The sequence below is a fragment of the Pseudomonas sp. MCal1 genome, assembly GCF_026341415.1.
Taxonomy (GTDB): domain Bacteria; phylum Pseudomonadota; class Gammaproteobacteria; order Pseudomonadales; family Pseudomonadaceae; genus Aquipseudomonas.
On record NZ_JAKUMP010000002.1, the window covers coordinates 361,771 to 380,883 of the forward strand.

Below are 19,113 nucleotides of genomic sequence, written 5' to 3' on the forward strand. Positions count from 1 at the left end.
GGCGGCATTATACATGGCGTCCCCCGCTCTCCCGAGCGCATTTTCCTCAGGTTGTGTCCGCGTATGACAGGCGAAATGAACATCCTCCCGCTCCCGCCCGCCACCCCGGCGACCGCTCGCCCGCAGGTGGGTGAGCTGTTGAAGTTACTGACGCCGGTCGACGGGCTGATTGCCGCCGGCCAGAGCGCCAAGGCCGAGGTGTTGTCGCTCAAGCAGGCGGATCAGACCTTTCAATTGCTGCTCAAGGTGACACTGGACAGCGGCCGTCAGACCACCGTGCAAGCCACCAGCAATCTGCCGCTGCCTCAGGGCACCAGCCTGGCGATCACCCAGCCGTCGGCGGGCAATCTGGCGATCACCGTGCAACAGGCCATCGCCAGCAGCGTCGCCACCCTCACCCGCATCGATACCGCGCAATTGCCGGTCGGCACGCTGCTGCAAGGCAAGGTGCTGACGACTCAGGCCCTGCCACAGGTGCCGGGGCAACCGGCGGTGTTCCGCTCGATGGTCAGCCTGCTCAACACCGCGCTCAGCGGCAGCACCCTGAGCATCGACAGCCCGCAACCGTTGCGCATCGGCACCCTGCTGTCGGCGCTGGTGCAAGACTCGCAGACCCTGAAGTTCCTGCCGCTGAGCAATCGCCAGGAACAACTGGCGGTCAGCCAGCAACTGGTCAGTCAGCAAAGCCGTCAGGGTTCGCTCGACGGCTTGCTGAAAATGCTCCAGAGCCTGCCGCCCGCCACTGATCAGACGTCCCGGGATTTGCGCGCCGCCGTGGACAGGCTGCTCGCCAACCTGCCGGACGTGCAGCAACTGAGCACCCCAAAAAGTCTGGCCCAGGCGCTGGCCAACAGCGGTGTGTTCCTGGAGACCAAACTGCTGACCGGACAGAACCCGACGCTGGTTCCGGACATGAAAGCTGATCTGCTCAAGCTGATCGCCCAGCTCACCCCCGGCCTGCCGGGCAACACCAACCTGAACGCGATCATCGCTGCCAACACCCTGGCCCAGGCGCTACCGAGTTTCGTGCGCAACGCCCTCGGCATGCTCGGTCAGGTCAGCGCGAAACCGGTGCCAAGCAGTTTCCCGCTGCCCGACCGGTTGCTGCAAAGTCTGGAAGGCGAAGGCGATCTGGAGCATCTGCTGCGCCTCGCCGCAGCCGCCGTGTCACGCCTGCAGAGTCATCAGCTGTCGAGCCTGGAGCAGACCGGCGTCACCGACGACGGCCGCCTGCTCAGCACCTGGCAACTGGAAATCCCGATGCGCAACCTGCAGGACATCGTGCCGCTGCAGGTCAAGTTCCAGCGCGAAGAAGCGCCGCAGAAACAGGAATCGAACGAGCAGCGCCGCGATGAACGGGAACCGAAACAACAACTGTGGCGCGTCGATCTGGCGTTCGACATGGAACCGCTGGGGCCGATGCAGATTCAGGCACAGTTGATCAGCGGCAGCCTGTCCAGCCAGTTGTGGGCCGAGCGGCCGTACACCGCGAGCCTGATCGAAAGCAATCTGACCGCACTGCGCCAGCGTCTGCTGGATTCCGGGCTGAATGTCGGCGACCTCGACTGCCACCTCGGCACCCCGCCGCAAGGCATCCAAACCCGCCTCGAACACCGCTGGGTCGACGAAACCGCATGAATGACACCACCGCTCCACGCCAGGCCATCGCCCTCAAATACGACGGCAGCCACGCCCCGACCCTCACCGCCAAGGGCGACGAAGAACTGGCCGAAGAAATCCTGCGGATCGCCCGCGACTGTGAAGTACCGATCTACGAGAACGCCGAACTGGTGAAGTTGCTGGCGCGCATGGAACTGGGCGACAGCATTCCTGAAGAGCTGTACCGCACGATCGCCGAAATCATCGCGTTTGCCTGGAACCTCAAGGGCAAGTTCCCGGCGGGACACAATCCGGATGCGCCGATGGTCGAGAAGGACGTCACCGAACGCGGCGACGATTATTGAGACTTCAAAGACGCCTTCGCGAGCAAGCTCGCTCCCACATTGGTTCGGCGTACACCGATCGAATGTGGGAGCGAGCTTGCTCGCGAATAGGCCATCAGCTTGAGCGCAAAAATCAGTTCTTGTGCAGCTTGCGCATCAACTCCGCCTCAGCCTGGGTCAACCCGCAGGACTGGGTCAGCTCATCAACACTCGCGCCCATCCCCACCAGCTTCGCCGCCTGGGCGAATGACAGGCTGGAAGGATCGCGCTGTTCGAGCTGGGAGATTTTGTCCGGGATCGGACCGACGACCGAGCGCAGCTCGTGCAGGGCTTCGCCCATGCGCACGTTGCCGTTCTGGTAATCGTCGACACGCTTGGCCAGGTCCTTGATGCGCTGATCACGCAGCGCATCGCCCTGGGCCTGTTGCGCAGCGATCACGCGCTGCGCCTTGATGTACGCCAGAAACATCGCCAGCGTGCCTGCCCAGAACAGGAACAGGACAATGACCGCTACCTCCAGAATCAATCAGATGTTCTCCAGTTCCGACCATTCTTCTTCAGTCATCATCTTGTCCAGCTCGACCAGGATCAGCAACTCGTTGTTCTTGTTGCATACGCCCTGGATGAACTTGGCCGACTCTTCGTTACCGACGTTCGGTGCGGTCTCGATTTCCGACTGACGCAGGTAAACCACTTCAGCCACGCTGTCGACCATGATGCCGACCACTTGCTTGTCGGCTTCGATGATGACGATACGGGTGTTGTCGCTGATCTCGCCGCTCATCAGGCCGAAGCGCTGACGGGTATCGATCACGGTCACCACGTTGCCGCGCAGGTTGATGATGCCCAGCACGTAGCTTGGCGCACCCGGAACCGGAGCGATCTCGGTGTAGCGCAGGACTTCCTGAACGCGCATCACGTTGATGCCGTAGGTTTCGTTGTCCAGCTTGAAGGTCACCCATTGCAGGATCGGATCTTCGGAACCCTTTGCCGCCGTAGCCTTGTCGTTCATACCCTAGCCCCTCGAAAAACCGCGCCTGGCGGTGTGTGTTTCGTTCGCCGGCATTTGAATGCCGGTACTGTCTTTATGTCGGTTTGTGGTTCGGCTTACTGCCGGACATGTGCTTTGCCCCACCGCTGGCAATCAACTCGGCCAGAGCGGAGACATCGAGCAAGGCGCACATGTGTTCAATCACCGTGCCGGCGAGCCATGGCCGCTGACCCCGCTGACTTCTCCATTTGATTTCATTCGGATCCAGACGCAGCGAGCGACTGACCTGATGCACCGCCAGGCCCCACTCGTAACCCTGCACCGAAATCACGTATTGCAGGCCTTGACGGAAGTCATCGCGATAGCGATCCGGCATGACCCAGCGCGCGGTGTCCAGCACCTTCAGGTTGCCGGCCTGGCTCGGCAGGATGCCGAGGAACCACTCCGGCTGACCGAACAGTGGCGTCAGTTCGTGGCCGGCCAGCGAATAGATCGAGCCCAGGCACACCAGCGGCACCGCCAGCGTCAGCCCGGCCACGTCGAACAGCAGGCACTCGAACGCTTCCGACGCCCAGGCCGGACGGCCATCGGTTTCCACCGGTGGCGGCGTATTGCTGGGTGGCAGATGCACTTCGACCAGCGGCGCCACCAGGGTCGGCTCGACCGGGGCTGGCGCAGGCGCTTCAGGCGCGGGCTCTGGCACCGCCGGAGCCGGAGGGCTTTGCAGAAGCTGGGATTGCAGCAGCGGTGCCAGGGTCGAAACCACGCGCACCGGTTCAGGCTCTTTGATCAACGTCGCAGGTGCCTTCGCCACCACAGCGGCAGGCGCTACGACCGGGGCGACCGGCCGGGCGGCTTTTTGCGCATCCCGGGCCTGCTCTTCAAGCACGGCAGCCTGGAATTCATCGAGTGCCGCAGCAGTTTCGACCTCCTTGGCCGGCGCTGCGATTTCCTGCTCGACCTCGTCTGTCACTTCCTGCAGCAAGCTGTCCAGATAGGACTGCACAGCCAGTTGCGGACGCGAAGTCAGTTTGATCGGCCGATTCATGCTCAAGCCACCTGCGGAACGAGTTGCTGCGCCAGCAGATGCTTGAGCAGTGCGCGGTAAGCCAGCACGCCACGACTTTTGCCGTCGAACTGCGAAGGGGTGACACCGGCACGACTGGCGTCGCGCAGTCGGGTATCGACCGGGATGTAACCCTGCCAGATCTCGTCGGGGAATTTGTCGCGCAGCACGCGCAAGGTGCCCATCGACGCCTGGGTACGGCGGTCGAACAGGGTCGGCACGATGCTGAACGGCAGCGCCTGTTTGCGCGAGCGGTTGATCATCGCCAGGGTATTGACCATCCGCTCCAGGCCTTTGACGGCCAGGTGCTCGGTCTGCACCGGGATCACCAGTTGCTGACTGGCGGCCAAGGCGTTGACCATCAGCACGCCGAGCAATGGCGGGCTGTCGATGATCGCGTAATCGAAGTCCTGCCACAGCTGCGCCAGACTCTTGGCGATCACCAGGCCCAGACCGCTCTGCCCCGGCGACTGGCGCTCAAGGGTGGCCAGCGCGGTGCTCGACGGCAACAGGGAAATGCGTTCATCGCTGGTGGACAGCAGCAACTGGCCCGGCAGGCCTTGCGGCACGCCGCCCTTGTGCAGAAACAGGTCGTAGTTGCTGTGTTCCAGGCTGTCGGGGTCGTAACCGAAATAGCTGGTCATCGAGCCGTGCGGGTCGAGATCGACCACGACCACGCGCTTGCCCGCCTCTGCCAGCAAACCGGCTAAAGCGATGGAAGAAGTGGTTTTACCAACACCACCCTTTTGATTGGCGACTGCCCAGACTCTCATTCAGATCGTTCCTCCCGGCCGGGATACTCGGCCGAGACATGGTTCAGCGTATTAATGCGGGCGACGGAGAATTGACGGCACTCTCGCGTCCCGGCGTCTTGACCGGGGTCGGTGCAGTTTGTGTGCCAGCACGCTTCAACGCGGCGTCCGGTGTTGCATTGGCGGTTCCGGTGCCGGTCAGGCTGCGGCGCACGTCGAGATTGCGCGACACCACCAGCACCACGCGACGGTTCTTCGCCCGGCCTTCGGCCGTGGCGTTGTTGGCAACCGGCTGAAATTCGCCGTAGCCCACCGAGGCCAGACGCCCAGGGTTCACGCCCTGCATCGCCAGCATGCGCACGATGCTCGCCGAACGCGCCGAGGACAATTCCCAGTTGGTCGGGTACTGCGCGGTGCGGATCGGTTGATCGTCGGTGAAGCCTTCGACGTGGATCGGGTTATCGAACGGTTTGAGGATCGCCGCGACCTTGTCGATGATGTTGAACGCGATGTCGCTCGGCATCGCATCACCGCTGCCGAACAACAGGCTGGAGTTGAGTTCGATCTCGACCCACAGCTCGTTGCCGCGCACGGTCATCTGGTTGCTTGCGATCAGGTCGCCGAATGCGGCGCTGATGTCATCGGCGATGCTTTTGAGCGGATCGCTGGCCCCGGCGATGCCGGCGTCGACCTGTTCGGCGTCCTTGACCAGCGGCTTGGCCGGGGTCACGGTCTTCGGTCGTTCTTCACCGATCGGAATCGGCTTGAGCGCGCGGTCGGAGTCGGTGAAGACCCCGATCAGCGCTTCGGAGATGATCTTGTACTTGCCTTCGTTGATCGACGAGATGGAGTACATCACCACGAAAAAGGCAAAGAGCAAGGTGATGAAGTCGGCGTAGGAAACCAGCCAACGTTCATGGTTTACGTGCTCTTCATGCTGGCGACGACGTGCCATGAGGTTAGTCCCTTAATCCATGAAGCCCTGAAGCTTCAACTCGATGGAGCGTGGGTTTTCACCTTCAGCGATCGACAGGATCCCTTCCAACAACATTTCGCGATAACGCGACTGTCGCAACGCGATTGACTTGAGCTTGGCGGCAACCGGCAGCAATACCAGGTTGGCACTGGCCACACCGTAGATGGTAGCGACGAACGCGACCGCAATCCCGTTGCCCAGTTGCGACGGATCGGCCAGGTTGCCCATCACGTGGATCAGGCCCATCACCGCACCGATGATGCCGATGGTCGGCGCGTAGCCACCCATGCTTTCAAACACTTTGGCCGCTTCGACGTCGCGGGCTTCCTGAGTGTAGAAATCCACTTCGAGGATGCTGCGGATCGCTTCCGGCTCGGCGCCGTCAACCAGCAGTTGCAGACCTTTGCGCGAGTAAGCGTCGGGCTCGGCATCCGCCACGCCTTCCAGGCCCAGCAGACCTTCCTTGCGGGCGGTGAGGCTCCAGTTGACGACGCGGTCGATGCCGCCCGCCAGATCCACACGCGGCGGGAAAAAGATCCAGGCCAGAATCTGCATGGCGCGCTTGAACGCGCTCATCGGCGATTGCAGCAGCGCGGCACCGATGGTGCCACCGAGCACGATCAGCGCCGCCGGGCCGTTGGCCAGCGCGCCGAGGTGACCACCTTCAAGGTAGTTGCCGCCGATGATGGCGACGAACGCCATGATGATCCCGATAAGGCTTAGAACATCCATCAGACGCATGCCTCGACCAGGTGCTTGCCGATATCGTCCAGGCTGTACACCGCGTCGGCGAGGTCAGCTTTGACGATGGCCATCGGCATGCCGTAGATCACGCAACTGGCTTCGTCCTGCGCCCAGATCGTGCTGCCGCCCTGCTTGAGCAGGCGTGCACCTTCACGACCATCGGCGCCCATGCCGGTCAGTACGACCGCCAGAACTTTGTCGCTGTAGGATTTGGCCGCAGAGCCGAAGGTGATGTCCACGCACGGCTTGTAGTTCAGACGCTCATCGCCCGGCAGGATTTTCACCGCGCCACGGCCGTCGATCATCATCTGCTTGCCACCCGGTGCCAGCAGCGCCAGGCCCGGACGCAGGATGTCGCCATCCTCGGCTTCCTTGACGCTGATGCGGCACAGCTTGTCCAGACGTTCAGCGAAAGCCTTGGTGAAGGCTGCCGGCATATGCTGGATCAGCACGATCGGTGCCGGGAAACTGGCCGGCAACTGGGTCAGAACCCGTTGCAGCGCTACCGGGCCGCCAGTCGATGTACCAATGGCGACGAGCTTGTAGTTTTTGCGTTTCGGGGCTGGCGACGAAGCGCTGGCCGCTGGCGCGCGAGTCGGTGCAGGCGCAGGTGCCGGACGGGCCGGAGCACTGTGGCTGCCAAAGCTCGAAGTCGCCGGCGCAGGAGTCGGCGTAGGTGCAGGTGCAGCGGCAGGCGCCGGCGCCGGCGCCGGCGCACTGTAGGCACTGAAACGACGGTTGCTGCGCGAGATGCTGTGTACCTTCTCGCACAGCAGTTGCTTGACCTTCTCCGGATTGCGGGAGATGTCTTCGAAATTCTTCGGCAGGAAATCCACCGCGCCGGCATCCAGCGCATCCAGGGTGACCCGGGCGCCTTCGTGGGTCAGCGACGAGAACATCAACACCGGCGTCGGGCAGCGCTGCATGATGTGCCGCACGGCCGTGATGCCATCCATCATCGGCATCTCGTAGTCCATGGTGATCACATCCGGCTTGAGGGCCTGGGCCTGATCGATCGCCTCTTTACCGTTGGTTGCCGTGCCGACAACCTGGATGCTCGGATCCGCTGAAAGAATTTCCGAGACGCGGCGGCGGAAAAAACCCGAATCGTCCACCACCAGGACTTTGACTGCCATAAACACTCCATTAGGTGCGGCGGGACGTTGTCGCCCCGCCGCCCCGGATTCAAATACGCCGTGCGGCGTAACGCTTGAGCATGCTCGGAACATCGAGAATCAGTGCAATGCGGCCGTCACCGGTGATGGTGGCGCCGGACATGCCCGGGGTTCCCTGCAGCATCTTGCCCAATGGCTTGATGACCACTTCTTCCTGGCCGACCAGTTGATCGACGACGAAGCCGATCCGCTGGGTGCCCACCGAAAGGATCACCACATGGCCTTCGCGCTGCTCTTCGTGAGCGGCGGAGCTGACCAGCCAGCGCTTGAGGTAGAACAACGGCAGCGCCTTGTCCCGCACGATCACCACTTCCTGGCCGTCCACCACGTTGGTGGTCGACAGGTCGAGGTGGAAGATTTCGTTGACGTTCACCAGCGGGAACGCGAACGCCTGGTTGCCGAGCATCACCATCAGGGTCGGCATGATCGCCAGCGTCAGCGGTACCTTGATGACGATCTTCGAGCCCTGGCCCTTGGTCGAGTAGATGTTGATCGAGCCGTTGAGCTGGGAAATCTTGGTCTTCACCACGTCCATGCCGACACCACGGCCGGACACGTCGGAGATCTCGGTCTTGGTTGAGAAACCCGGGGCGAAAATCAGGTTGTAGCACTCGGTGTCGCTCAGGCGATCGGCGGCATCCTTGTCCATCACACCGCGTTTCACGGCGATGGCACGCAGGACGTTCGGGTCCATGCCTTTGCCGTCGTCGGAGATCGACAGCAGGATGTGGTCGCCTTCCTGCTCGGCAGCCAGGATCACCTTGCCGCCACGGGCCTTGCCCGAGGCTTCGCGTTCTTCCGGCGACTCGATGCCGTGGTCGACCGCGTTGCGCACCAAGTGGACCAGCGGGTCGGCCAGCGCCTCGACAAGGTTCTTGTCGAGGTCGGTCTCTTCGCCCACCAGTTCCAGGTTGATCTCTTTCTTGAGCTGACGCGCCAGGTCGCGAACCAGACGCGGGAAGCGGCCGAAGACTTTCTTGATCGGCTGCATCCGGGTCTTCATGACGGCGGTCTGCAAGTCGGCGGTGACTACGTCGAGGTTCGACACGGCCTTCTGCATCGACTCGTCGCCGCTGTTCAGGCCCAGACGTACCAGACGGTTACGCACCAGCACCAGCTCACCGACCATGTTCATGATTTCGTCGAGACGCGCGGTGTCAACGCGAACGGTGGTCTCGGCTTCGCTCGCCGGTTTTTCCGGTGGCGGAGTCGCCGGTGCACGGGCCGGAGCCGGTGCCGCAGCGGCAGCCGGTTTCGCCGGTTCGGCTTTCGGCTCAGGCGCTTTCGCGGCGGGTTTTGCCGCAGCGGCCGGGGCCTTGGCAGCAGGCGCTGCAACAGCTGCAGCATTGCCGGCGGTCACGACGGCGCCGGTGGCGACATCAGTGAACTTGCCTTTGCCATGCAGATCGTCGAGCAGCGCTTCGAACTCGTGGTCGGTGATCAGATCGTTACCGGCCGCAGCCGCTGCCGGAGCAGTCGTCGCAGGAACCGAAGCAATCGCCGACTCCAGCGCATCGACGGCAAAGTTGCCCTTGCCGTGCAACTGATCGAGCAAGGCTTCGAATTCGTCGTCGGTGATGTCCGAGCTGTCGCCCGCCGCCGGAGCCGCCGGGGCAGCGGCCGCCGGGGCCACGGCGTCGGCCGCGAACTGGCCCTTGCCATGCAACTGGTCGAGCAGCGACTCGAACTCGGCGTCGGTGATTTCATCGCTGGCCGCCTCGTCGGAAGCAGGCGCGGCGGCAGCCGCCGGGGCCTCGGCTTCAGCCTTGACGGCGCTCAGCGAGTCCAGCAACTGTTCAAATTCGTTATCGGTGATGTCGCCGGAGTCGCCGGTTTCGTTTTCAACGACCAGCTCTTCGATCATCTCGGCAACGGGCGAAGCCGGGGCTTCATCCGCCGATTGCGGCTCGGCCAGGCGCGCCAGAGCGGCCAGCAGTTCCGGGGTGGCGGCGGTGATCGGGCTGCGATCACGGACTTCGCCGAACATGCTGTTCACCGCGTCCAGCGCTTCGAGCACCACGTCCATCAGTTCTGCATCGACGCGTCGCTCACCCTTGCGCAGGATGTCGAACACGTTTTCGGCGATGTGACAGCACTCCACCAGCTCGTTGAGCTGAAGGAAGCCGGCGCCCCCTTTTACAGTGTGGAAACCGCGAAAAATTGCGTTGAGCAGATCTGCGTCATCCGGGCGGCTTTCCAGCTCGACCAGTTGTTCGGACAGTTGCTCAAGAATCTCGCCGGCCTCAACCAGGAAATCCTGAAGGATCTCTTCATCGGCGCCGAAGCTCATTAATGGGGTGCTCCTACAGGTCTAAAAACCCAAAAAAACTCAAAATCCAAGGCTGGATAACAAATCGTCCACATCGTCCTGACCGGACACAACGTCTTCTCGTTTATCGGCATGAATCTGCGGACCTTCACCCTGCGAGAGATGTTTTTGTGGATCTTTTTCAGCAAGCATCGCCGCACGGTCATGTTCGATGCCCGCAAAGCGGTCCACCTGGCTGGCCATGAGCACGAGCTTGAGCAGGTTGCTTTCGACTTCGGTGACCAATTGGGTCACGCGCTTGATCACTTGACCGGTGAGGTCCTGGTAATCCTGGGCGAGCAGAATGTCGTTCAGATTGCTCGACACCGCGCGGTTGTCCGCGCTGCTGCGTGCCAGAAAACCGTCGACCCGGCGCGCCAGTTCACGGAACTCTTCAGCCCCGACCTCACGGCGCATGAAGCGGCCCCAGTCGGCGCTCAAGGCCTGGGCTTCGTCAGCCAGGCCATTGACCACAGGGGTCGCGCTCTCCACCAGATCCATGGTGCGGTTGGCGGCAGCTTCGGTCAGTTTGACCACGTAGCCCAGGCGCTCGGTAGCGTCGGTGATTTGCGACACTTCCTCAGCCTGCGGCATGTGCGGATCGATCTGGAAATTGACGATCGCACTGTGCAGTTCACGCGTGAGCTTGCCCACTTCCTGGTACAGGCCACGGTCACGGGTCTGATTGAGCTCATGGATCAGTTGCACCGCGTCGCCGAACCTGCCCTTTTCAAGGCTTTCGACCAGTTCGACCGCGTGTTTTTTCAGGGTCGACTCGAAGTCGCCCTGTGAAGATTCTTTATGCTCCATAGCTCCCCCGCGCGTTCATCAGCCGATGCGTTCGAAAATCTTCTCGATTTTTTCTTTCAACGCCTGGGCCGTGAAAGGTTTGACCACATAGCCGTTCACGCCGGCCTGGGCCGCTTCGATGATCTGCTCGCGCTTGGCTTCAGCGGTCACCATCAGCACCGGCAGGTGCTTGAGTTTTTCATCGGCGCGCACGTGGCGCAGCAGGTCGATACCGGTCATGCCGGGCATGTTCCAGTCGGTCACCAGAAAGTCGATGCTGCCGCTGTTGAGCACCGGAATGGCGGTGGTGCCATCGTCGGCTTCAACGGTGTTGGTGAACCCCAGATCACGCAACAGGTTCTTGATGATCCGCCGCATCGTTGAGAAGTCATCAACGATGAGGATTTTCATGTCTTTGTTCAATTCGACCTCCAAGCAGTCTTAAACGCGCCCAGCACCTGGACGCGCCATTTCAATCAATCCGGCAAAACACTCGATGACTGTCTGGAGCACAACAGATCGAGACCGGTGCCGTTCACCACCGCACCAGCCTCGTTCGCAGTGTCCCCACACTGCCTTCAGCGCGCTCGCCACTCCCCCAAACGCCCCCGCAAGCGGGCCGCGCACTGGCTGTGTAACTGGCTGACCCGCGATTCACTGACGCCAAGGACTTCACCGATCTCCTTGAGGTTCAGCTCTTCGTCGTAGTACAGCGCCAACACCAGTCGCTCACGCTCCGGCAAATTGGCAATCGCGTCCGCCAGCGCGGCCTGGAAACGTTCGTCCTCCAGATCGCGCGACGGCTCCAGATGAGCACTGGCGCCATCCTCGTGCAGCCCTTCGTGTTCGCCGTCCTGCAACAGGTCGTCGAAACTGAACAGCCGGCTGCCCAGGGTGTCGTTCAAAATCCCGTAGTAATCGTCGAGACTCAATTGGAGTTCGGCCGCAACTTCGTGATCTTTAGCGTCACGGCCGGTTTTAGCTTCAATTGCTCGAATCGCGTCGCTGACCATGCGCGTATTGCGGTGAACCGAGCGCGGTGCCCAGTCCCCCTTACGGACTTCATCGAGCATCGCACCGCGGATCCGGATGCCCGCGTACGTTTCAAAACTGGCGCCTTTGCTCGCGTCGTATTTGGTCGAGACTTCAAGCAGGCCGATCATCCCGGCCTGGATCAGGTCTTCGACCTGCACACTGGCCGGCAATCGCGCCAGCAAGTGGTAGGCGATGCGCTTGACCAGCGGCGCGTAACGCTCGATCAGCTCGTACTGCGCATCACGCGCCGACTTTTTGTAAAGGTTCATACCGCTGGCGGTCATAGCACAGGTCCTGCCGTTTGCTGCACGAGGCGCTCGACGAAAAATTCGAGGTGGCCGCGCGGATTGGCGGGCAGCGGCCAGGTGTCGACCTTCTGTGCGATCGCCTTGAACGCCAGTGCGCACTTGGAACGCGGGAAGGCTTCATAGACCGCACGCTGCTTCTGCACCGCTTTGCGCACGCTTTCGTCGTAGGGCACCGCGCCGACGTATTGTAGGGCGACGTCGAGGAAGCGATCCGTGACCTTGGTCAACTTGGCGAACAGATTGCGACCTTCCTGCGGGCTCTGGGCCATGTTGGCCAGGACGCGGAAGCGGTTCATGCCGTAATCGCGGTTCAGCAGCTTGATCAGCGCGTAGGCGTCGGTGATCGAGGTCGGCTCGTCGCAGACCACCAGCAACACTTCTTGCGCAGCGCGAACGAAACTGACTACCGAGTCACCAATACCTGCAGCGGTGTCGATCACCAGCACGTCGAGGTTGTCGCCGATGTCGCTGAAGGCCTGGATCAGGCCGGCATGCTGGGCCGGGCTCAAGTGAACCATGCTCTGGGTGCCGGAAGCGGCCGGCACGATGCGGATCCCGCCGGGGCCCTGCAACAGCACGTCGCGCAGCTCGCAGCGGCCTTCGATCACATCGGCCAGGGTACGTTTGGGGGTGAGGCCCAGCAGAACGTCGACGTTCGCCAGCCCCAGGTCGGCGTCCAGCAGCATGACCCGACGGCCAAGCTCTGCCAGCGCCAGGGACAAGTTCACTGACACATTAGTCTTGCCGACGCCACCTTTGCCGCCGGTCACCGCGATCACCTGTACGGGATGCATGCTGCCCATGTTATTTCTTTACCTTGTCTTGCATAGACGGAGGCCACATTACTGGCTGCGCGTTCACAACCGGAACAATGCATGGCAGACCATCGATGTAGGTACAAAAACGGTTCATTACCTCAGCCAACCTGCTTGGTCGGGCTGTGGTAGATATCAGCGAACATGTCAGCCATGGCTTCTTCGCTGGGTTCTTCCTGCATTTGCACACTGACGGCGCGGCTGACCAGTTGATGACGGCGCGGCAGATGCAGATCATCCGGAATACGCGGCCCATCGGTCAGGTAGGCAACCGGCAGTTCGTGACTGATCGCCAGGCTCAACACTTCGCCAAGGCTTGCCGTCTCATCCAGTTTAGTCAGGATGCACCCGGCCAGCCCGCAACGCTTGTAACTGTGATAAGCGGCGGTTAGAACCTGTTTCTGGCTGGTGGTTGCCAGCACCAGATAATTTTTTGACCGAATACCACGACCGGCCAGACTTTCCAGCTGCATGCGCAGGGCCGGATCGCTGGCCTGCAGGCCGGCGGTGTCGATCAGCACCACGCGCTTGCGCAGCAGAGGATCCAGCGCCTGCACCAGGGACTGGCCCGGATCGACGTGGGTCACCGACACATTGAGGATTCGGCCCAGCGTCTTGAGCTGCTCCTGCGCGCCGATGCGGAAACTGTCCATGCTCACCAGCGCGATGTTCTGCGCGCCGTACTTGAGCACGTAGCGGGCGGCCAGTTTGGCCAGGGTGGTGGTCTTGCCCATGCCGGCAGGACCGACCATGGCAATGACCCCGCCCTCTTCCAGCGGCTCGACATCCGGCACGGCAATCATTCGTGCCAGGTGCGCCAGCAGCATGCGCCAGGCCTGACGAGGCTCGTCGATCTCGGTGATCATCGACAGCAGATCGCGGGACAGCGGGCCGGACAAACCGATGCGTTGCAGACGACGGTACAGATTGGCCTGGGCCGGACGACTGCCTTGCAGCTGGTTCCAGGCCAGGGTGCCGAGTTGCACTTCCATCAGTTCGCGCAGGCTGTTGAGTTCAAAACGCATCGAGTCCAGCGCACGCGGGTCAACGCCAGCGGAAACCGGTGCAGGCGCCGGTGCCGGACGGGCCGGAGCCTCGTAGGTCGGTTCGGTCAGCGGTTCGGCAGCGGTCAGCGGCAGGCCGGCCGTCAACGGTAACCCGGCGAACAGCTGGCGATTGGTGTTGCCGTCGGCTTCGCCACGCAGGCTCAGCTCGGCCTGGGCGGTGACGATGCGCGACTGAGTCTTGCGCAGCTCATCCTCGAGTTCCATGTTCGGAACACGCGGGGCCAGCGCCGACAGTTTGTAATCGAGCGCCGCCGTCAGCTCGACGCCGCCGGCGATGCGGCGGTTGCCAATAATGGCGGCATCAGCGCCCAGCTCATCACGAACCAGCTTCATGGCCTGACGCATATCGGCGGCGAAAAAACGCTTAACTTGCATAAACCACTACCTCAGCCGTTGGGCCCTACTGTCGCAACGATGGTCACTTGCTTGTTGTCCGGAATTTCCTGGTAGGCCAGCACATGCAGTCCGGGAACTGCCAGGCGACCAAAGCGCGAGAGCATCGCGCGAACCGGGCCTGCTACCAACAGGATCACCGGCTGACCTTGCATTTCCTGGCGCTGCGCCGCTTCAATCAGCGAACGCTGCAGCTTCTCGGCCATGCTCGGCTCCAGCAGAACGCCCTCTTCCGAGCCTTGTCCTGCCTTCTGCAGACTATTGAGCAATATTTGTTCCAACCTTGGCTCCAGCGTGATAACTGGCAGCTCCGACTCAGTCCCTACAATGCTTTGGACGATGGCACGGGAAACGCCGACCCGCACAGCGGCCACCAAAGCGGCGGTATCTTGACTCTTGGCGGCATTGTTGGCGATGGCTTCGGCAATGCTGCGGATATCGCGCACCGGCACGTGTTCGGCCAGCAACGCCTGCAATACTTTGAGCAGCTGCGACAGCGTGACCACGCCCGGCACCAGCTCTTCGGCCAGCTTCGGCGAGCTCTTGGCCAGCAATTGCATCAGTTGCTGTACTTCTTCGTGGCCGATCAGCTCGCTGGAGTGCTTGTACAGAATCTGGTTCAAGTGGGTCGCAACCACGGTGCTGGCATCGACCACGGTGTAACCGAGCGATTGCGCCTGCGCGCGCTGGCTGACCTCGATCCACACCGCCTCCAGGCCGAAAGCCGGATCTTTGGCGGTAATCCCGTTGAGCGTGCCGTAGACCTGCCCCGGGTTGATCGCCAGTTCGCGATCCGGGTAGATCTCGGCCTCGGCCAGGATCACGCCCATCAGCGTCAGGCGATAGGCGCTCGGCGCCAGGTCGAGGTTGTCGCGGATGTGCACGGTCGGCATCAGGAAGCCCAGATCCTGCGAAAGCTTCTTGCGCACGCCCTTGATCCGCGCCAGCAACTGGCCACCCTGGTTGCGATCCACCAGCGGAATCAAGCGGTAGCCGACTTCCAGGCCGATCATGTCGATCGGGGTCACGTCGTCCCAGCCCAACTCCTTGGTTTCCATGGCGCGGGCCGGCGACGGCAGCAGTTCCTGCTGGCGCTTGACCTCTTCCAGCGCGACGACCCTGGCCACGTTCTGCTTCTTCCAGAACAGGTAAGCGCCACCGGCAGCCAGAGCAGCCATGCTCAGGAACGAGAAGTGCGGCATGCCCGGCACCAGGCCCATGACCGCCATCAGACCGGCAGCCACCGCCAGCGCTTTGGGCGAGGCGAACATCTGGCGGTTGATCTGCTTGCCCATGTCTTCCGAGCCGGAAGCACGGGTCACCATGATCGCGGCTGCTGTAGATAACAACAGTGATGGCAATTGCGCCACTAAACCGTCACCGATAGTCAGCAAGGCGTAAACCTTGCCCGCATCGGCGAAGCTCATGTTGTGCTGGAAGATACCGACGGCCATGCCGCCGATCAGGTTGATGAACAGAATCAGCAAGCCAGCGATGGCATCACCACGCACGAATTTGCTGGCACCGTCCATCGAACCGTAGAACTCTGCCTCCTGAGCCACTTCCTGACGACGGGCCTTGGCCTGGGCCTGATCGATCAGACCGGCGTTAAGGTCGGCGTCGATCGCCATTTGTTTGCCGGGCATCGCATCGAGGGTGAAACGCGCGCTCACCTCGGAAATCCGTCCGGCACCCTTGGTCACCACGACGAAGTTGATGATCATCAAGATCGCGAAAACCACGATACCGACCACGTAGTTACCGCCGATCACCACCTCACCGAAGGCCTGGATCACCTTACCGGCAGCGGCGTGGCCGTCCTGACCGTGGAGCATCACCACACGGGTCGAGGCCACGTTCAGCGCCAGCCGCAACAGCGTCGCCACCAGCAGGATCGTCGGGAACACCGCGAAATCCAGCGGCCGCAAGGCGTACACGCAGACCAGCAGCACGACGATGGACAGGGCAATGTTGAAGGTGAAGAACACGTCGAGCAGGAACGGCGGCACCGGCAACATCATCATCGCCAGCATGACCAGCAGCAACAGCGGCACACCCAGATTGCCCCGGCTGAGGTCGGCAATGTTCGAGCGAGCACTGTTGATTAACTGAGAGCGATCCACCGGTTTTCCCCGTTCCTTTAAAGCAAACTTTTGACGCCCGAAGCAGGCGCACGGCGGCTACTGCAAGAAGCCTTCCAACTTTTGCGGGGGATTGAAATAGAGGGGCGACGGACCTGAATGAGAGGGGGCAAGTGCACCGAGTCCGGCGCAAGCCTGCCCCAGCGACAGAGCAATGCGAAGATTTGAAATCTCGCCGGTCAACCGGCAACCAAAACATGGGCTTTCGTAATAGGACCGAAAGACAGCGCTGCGCTATCGAGGTAGTGCGTTCCCTTGAACACACTTTCCCCGCCGACATCAACAACCTCCTCGTCAGCCTGCATAAGCACCACTCTGGTTTCAGGTGCGGCGCCAGAGAACAGATCATCACTCTCCATCAGATTCAGGGCCCATTCGAAGAATATGCGCGGCAGGTCGCTGATCTCGATCAGTGGATAGCCCGCACTCAGGCGAAAGTACTGCCTGGCTGTCACACGAAGCCAATTGTTGACGACAACGAACGAGGGTTTTTCATACCGACGCTCCAGCGGTTCACCCCCACTCGACCATTGATCCATGTAAAAGCTGGAGTGGGTAAACAGGGCAAACAACGCTTGGTTATCGCGGATATTACCTGCCGCATCGAAGAAGTAATTGTAGGCATAGTGATAGGCGAACCCACCCATTTCAGGCCGGATCGCATTGATCGGCCAATCAAGATAATTCGGGATGTACTGATTGGCCATGACCATGAAATTGAGAAAGTCCAGCTTCAGGTCGAACGTCACCTCATAGAAGATGGCCCGCTCTCCTGCGTCCCTTTCCAGCCTCCCTGAAACAAACTCCAGCTCCATGCCCGACAGTTTTCGGTAAACGCGCGTCGCCATGATGAATCCCCGACTTCCAAAGAAAGAATCGTCAGCCATCACACTCACGGTGCGCGAGCTCATGATGGCAAGAGTGCCGGGTTTATGGGGCGCCAAAGAGTAATGGTTGTCTACTGTCAGATCTGACAGGTGTTGAACTATTTCAGATAAAAGGCACAGCTCGCTTGGGTAGGGAAAAGGAGGTTTTGAGCGTGATTTTCTGCTGACCGCAATGCCGCACGCTCGCGAAGGGGCCCGAGAAAGCAGCACAGAGTGTCTTTTAAATTCCGATGTTTAAAAGACACCTTCAGACACGCCTTGGAGGCTACGAATTCTTGCGCCATTGCCTACAGCTACGCCAGAATCCGCCGGCTTGTGCGCCTTGGGGTCGGGTTCTATTGTGGATCGGTCGCTGACGAATCAGCGATCGGGTTTAGCGACTCGGTTCGAATTAAAGGTGCATCAGCGTTCCAGACTTGGTTGTGGATCTGTATGTCTGCAATTTCGTTATGGTGGCTGTATGCGGGAGACCTTGCGGTCTGCCGGGTGCCTTTGACCGGTTCGCTAACCTGCGTACAGCCGCCACCTTCCTGTTTAGCGACTGGATCTGGCGGCTCCACCCCAAAGGAGCTTCACCATGATCAAACCAACACCCAACCCACCCGAAACCGATCCTGCTTCGCCCTACGAATCCCTCGATTCCAGAAAGCTTCACGAAGCCGCCGACCGCGCCCTCGATCACTATCTCTGCCCGCCCGGCACCACACCACCACCGCGCAAAAACCGCAGAATGTACGCCGTCACCGCCGACTTCAAAAACGAAGAGCTGCTGGTCGATGCCTGCGAAACCCTGGCTTCCGCCAGAACCATCGTCAATGACTTCACCCATCTCATGCCCGCCTCGCAGCGCAGGACGCTGGTGGGGGTTGCGCAACTGATCATGCTCGGGGAGCTGGCAGTGAATCGGGTGCTGGACAATCTGGAACTACCGACGTCGCCGAATCCTGTGTAACGGTTGAGTGATGTGCCGTGGTTGCTGACGCCTTCGCGGGCAAGTCGAATCGTCGTAACGCCGCTCCCACAGGTTTTTCGTTGATGCCGTCGACTGTGCACGCGCCACCGATCCCTGTGGGAGCGGCGGTGCGACGATTCGACTTGCCCGCGAAGGCAGCCGTTGTCATGGGACAGGTCCAGTATTTATTTACCCCAACTCTGGCTCAGGTGGGAAATAGAGGTTTTCACAAGAAAAAAAGAACGCCCCCACCCTGCGGGGGCTGCGTTCTTTTCTGGGGTGAATTTCAGAAGGTACGAACCATTCGCCTGATCTGGCGCTCCGAGGTTCATCACCTCAATCAGATCGGCTTCCAATGACTATTAGCGCAGGTTTGTCGCTTCATGCGGGTTCGTCGGCGACACATCAAACTCGACAGGCATCCCTGGTGAAATATTGACCACTTTTGCAAAAGCAAGCGGGACAGTGAAGTGGAACTGACGCGATACATCGGATGAGCCCCAATCGATCGCCTTTGACGATACCAGATCCTGCACCCTCGTAAACGAATCCAACTCGTTCGTCCCAGCACCAATATCCTTATAACTATCATCTGTATCATCTGTATCATCTGTATCATCTGTATAACGTATATAATCTATATAACGTATATCATGTATATCATATATATCAATTGTGCCCTTGCCGGTCACAGGGTCATAGCTGCTATACGTGCCTTTCATTGTCTTTCTCCGTATCGATTCAAGGTGCATGCACAACGCACAACACCTT

The 19,113-nt window shown here is 60.9% G+C and carries 19 protein-coding genes; 3 read left to right on the forward strand and 16 right to left on the reverse strand.

What is annotated here, in order from left to right; all coding sequences use genetic code 11:
- Positions 1-63: 63 nt before the first annotated feature.
- Both MKZ87_RS04940 and MKZ87_RS04945 read left to right on the forward strand, forming a co-directional pair.
- Positions 64-1,638 carry a flagellar hook-length control protein FliK gene (locus tag MKZ87_RS04940; protein WP_266200354.1) on the forward strand — a complete coding sequence of 525 codons (1,575 nt, stop codon included), beginning with the start codon at positions 64-66 and terminating at the stop codon, positions 1,636-1,638.
- The gene (locus MKZ87_RS04945; protein ID WP_007959228.1) at positions 1,635-1,964 is read left to right on the forward strand and encodes an EscU/YscU/HrcU family type III secretion system export apparatus switch protein; all 330 of its coding nucleotides are present in this window, start codon (positions 1,635-1,637) and stop codon (positions 1,962-1,964) included. The genes MKZ87_RS04940 and MKZ87_RS04945 overlap by 4 nt, the downstream gene beginning before the upstream one ends.
- A 112-nt stretch (positions 1,965-2,076) precedes the next feature.
- Here MKZ87_RS04945 and MKZ87_RS04950 read toward each other — a convergent pair whose 3' ends face one another.
- The 15 genes from MKZ87_RS04950 to MKZ87_RS05020 all read right to left on the reverse strand — a co-directional run bounded on the left by MKZ87_RS04950 (position 2,077) and on the right by MKZ87_RS05020 (position 17,414).
- Positions 2,077-2,469 carry a DUF2802 domain-containing protein gene (locus MKZ87_RS04950; RefSeq protein ID WP_085699425.1) on the reverse strand — a complete coding sequence of 131 codons (393 nt, stop codon included), beginning with the start codon at positions 2,467-2,469 and terminating at the stop codon, positions 2,077-2,079.
- A complete protein-coding gene (locus MKZ87_RS04955) occupies positions 2,470-2,955 on the reverse strand; it encodes a chemotaxis protein CheW (protein ID WP_065260749.1) in 486 nt (161 codons plus the stop codon).
- 73 nt (positions 2,956-3,028) lie between these two features.
- Positions 3,029-3,982: a CheW domain-containing protein gene (locus MKZ87_RS04960; RefSeq protein ID WP_227234850.1), complete on the reverse strand. Its 954-nt coding sequence runs from the start codon at positions 3,980-3,982 to the stop codon at positions 3,029-3,031.
- Positions 3,983-3,984: 2 nt separating this feature from the next.
- The gene (locus tag MKZ87_RS04965; RefSeq protein WP_011333076.1) at positions 3,985-4,773 is read right to left on the reverse strand and encodes a ParA family protein; all 789 of its coding nucleotides are present in this window, start codon (positions 4,771-4,773) and stop codon (positions 3,985-3,987) included.
- Positions 4,774-4,816: 43 nt separating this feature from the next.
- Complete coding sequence (motD, locus tag MKZ87_RS04970; RefSeq protein ID WP_085699430.1) at positions 4,817-5,707, reverse strand: flagellar motor protein MotD; 891 nt, start codon at positions 5,705-5,707, stop codon at positions 4,817-4,819.
- Between the two features lie 12 nt (positions 5,708-5,719).
- Positions 5,720-6,460, reverse strand: coding sequence for a flagellar motor protein (locus MKZ87_RS04975; RefSeq protein ID WP_064384022.1), 741 nt, complete (start codon positions 6,458-6,460; stop codon positions 5,720-5,722).
- Entirely contained in the window at positions 6,460-7,608 is a 1,149-nt protein-coding gene (locus MKZ87_RS04980; RefSeq protein WP_266200355.1) for a protein-glutamate methylesterase/protein-glutamine glutaminase, read from the reverse strand. The genes MKZ87_RS04975 and MKZ87_RS04980 overlap by 1 nt, the downstream gene beginning before the upstream one ends.
- A 49-nt stretch (positions 7,609-7,657) precedes the next feature.
- Positions 7,658-9,937 carry a chemotaxis protein CheA gene (locus MKZ87_RS04985; protein WP_266200356.1) on the reverse strand — a complete coding sequence of 760 codons (2,280 nt, stop codon included), beginning with the start codon at positions 9,935-9,937 and terminating at the stop codon, positions 7,658-7,660.
- 39 nt (positions 9,938-9,976) lie between these two features.
- Positions 9,977-10,765: a protein phosphatase CheZ gene (locus tag MKZ87_RS04990; protein ID WP_007951961.1), complete on the reverse strand. Its 789-nt coding sequence runs from the start codon at positions 10,763-10,765 to the stop codon at positions 9,977-9,979.
- 18 nt (positions 10,766-10,783) lie between these two features.
- A complete protein-coding gene (locus tag MKZ87_RS04995; protein ID WP_003183998.1) occupies positions 10,784-11,155 on the reverse strand; it encodes a chemotaxis response regulator CheY in 372 nt (123 codons plus the stop codon).
- 167 nt (positions 11,156-11,322) lie between these two features.
- Positions 11,323-12,063, reverse strand: coding sequence for an RNA polymerase sigma factor FliA (fliA, locus tag MKZ87_RS05000; RefSeq protein WP_085682981.1), 741 nt, complete (start codon positions 12,061-12,063; stop codon positions 11,323-11,325).
- Positions 12,060-12,890, reverse strand: a complete 831-nt coding sequence (gene fleN / locus MKZ87_RS05005) for a flagellar synthesis regulator FleN (RefSeq protein WP_003222917.1) — start codon at positions 12,888-12,890, stop codon at positions 12,060-12,062. Before fleN ends, fliA begins: the two co-directional genes overlap by 4 nt.
- Positions 12,891-13,003: 113 nt before the next feature.
- A complete protein-coding gene (flhF, locus tag MKZ87_RS05010; RefSeq protein WP_234204713.1) occupies positions 13,004-14,344 on the reverse strand; it encodes a flagellar biosynthesis protein FlhF in 1,341 nt (446 codons plus the stop codon).
- A gap of 11 nt (positions 14,345-14,355) precedes the next feature.
- Entirely contained in the window at positions 14,356-16,485 is a 2,130-nt protein-coding gene (flhA, locus tag MKZ87_RS05015) for a flagellar biosynthesis protein FlhA (RefSeq protein WP_085699437.1), read from the reverse strand.
- Positions 16,486-16,682: 197 nt separating this feature from the next.
- The gene (locus tag MKZ87_RS05020) at positions 16,683-17,414 is read right to left on the reverse strand and encodes a hypothetical protein (protein ID WP_227234845.1); all 732 of its coding nucleotides are present in this window, start codon (positions 17,412-17,414) and stop codon (positions 16,683-16,685) included.
- Positions 17,415-17,967: 553 nt separating this feature from the next.
- On the opposite strand from MKZ87_RS05020, the gene MKZ87_RS05025 reads away from it, so the two are divergent.
- The gene (locus tag MKZ87_RS05025; RefSeq protein WP_266200357.1) at positions 17,968-18,342 is read left to right on the forward strand and encodes a DUF6124 family protein; all 375 of its coding nucleotides are present in this window, start codon (positions 17,968-17,970) and stop codon (positions 18,340-18,342) included.
- 362 nt (positions 18,343-18,704) lie between these two features.
- Here the strand turns inward: MKZ87_RS05025 and MKZ87_RS05030 are convergent, their stop codons facing one another.
- Complete coding sequence (locus tag MKZ87_RS05030; RefSeq protein ID WP_266200358.1) at positions 18,705-19,064, reverse strand: hypothetical protein; 360 nt, start codon at positions 19,062-19,064, stop codon at positions 18,705-18,707.
- Positions 19,065-19,113 lie beyond the last annotated feature (49 nt).

Coding starts and splice junctions, on each gene's coding strand:
- MKZ87_RS04940 (WP_266200354.1), top strand. CDS start 64: ATGACAGGCGAAATGAACATCCTCCCGCTCCCGCCCGCCACCCCGGCG.
- MKZ87_RS04945 (WP_007959228.1), top strand. CDS start 1,635: ATGAATGACACCACCGCTCCACGCCAGGCCATCGCCCTCAAATACGAC.
- MKZ87_RS04955 (WP_065260749.1), bottom strand. CDS start 2,955: ATGAACGACAAGGCTACGGCGGCAAAGGGTTCCGAAGATCCGATCCTG.
- MKZ87_RS04960 (WP_227234850.1), bottom strand. CDS start 3,982: ATGAATCGGCCGATCAAACTGACTTCGCGTCCGCAACTGGCTGTGCAG.
- MKZ87_RS04965 (WP_011333076.1), bottom strand. CDS start 4,773: ATGAGAGTCTGGGCAGTCGCCAATCAAAAGGGTGGTGTTGGTAAAACC.
- motD (WP_085699430.1), bottom strand. CDS start 5,707: ATGGCACGTCGTCGCCAGCATGAAGAGCACGTAAACCATGAACGTTGG.
- MKZ87_RS04975 (WP_064384022.1), bottom strand. CDS start 6,460: ATGGATGTTCTAAGCCTTATCGGGATCATCATGGCGTTCGTCGCCATC.
- MKZ87_RS04980 (WP_266200355.1), bottom strand. CDS start 7,608: ATGGCAGTCAAAGTCCTGGTGGTGGACGATTCGGGTTTTTTCCGCCGC.
- MKZ87_RS04985 (WP_266200356.1), bottom strand. CDS start 9,937: ATGAGCTTCGGCGCCGATGAAGAGATCCTTCAGGATTTCCTGGTTGAG.
- MKZ87_RS04990 (WP_007951961.1), bottom strand. CDS start 10,765: ATGGAGCATAAAGAATCTTCACAGGGCGACTTCGAGTCGACCCTGAAA.
- MKZ87_RS04995 (WP_003183998.1), bottom strand. CDS start 11,155: ATGAAAATCCTCATCGTTGATGACTTCTCAACGATGCGGCGGATCATC.
- fliA (WP_085682981.1), bottom strand. CDS start 12,063: ATGACCGCCAGCGGTATGAACCTTTACAAAAAGTCGGCGCGTGATGCG.
- fleN (WP_003222917.1), bottom strand. CDS start 12,890: ATGGGCAGCATGCATCCCGTACAGGTGATCGCGGTGACCGGCGGCAAA.
- flhF (WP_234204713.1), bottom strand. CDS start 14,344: ATGCAAGTTAAGCGTTTTTTCGCCGCCGATATGCGTCAGGCCATGAAG.
- MKZ87_RS05020 (WP_227234845.1), bottom strand. CDS start 17,414: ATGAGCTCGCGCACCGTGAGTGTGATGGCTGACGATTCTTTCTTTGGA.
- MKZ87_RS05025 (WP_266200357.1), top strand. CDS start 17,968: ATGATCAAACCAACACCCAACCCACCCGAAACCGATCCTGCTTCGCCC.
- MKZ87_RS05030 (WP_266200358.1), bottom strand. CDS start 19,064: ATGAAAGGCACGTATAGCAGCTATGACCCTGTGACCGGCAAGGGCACA.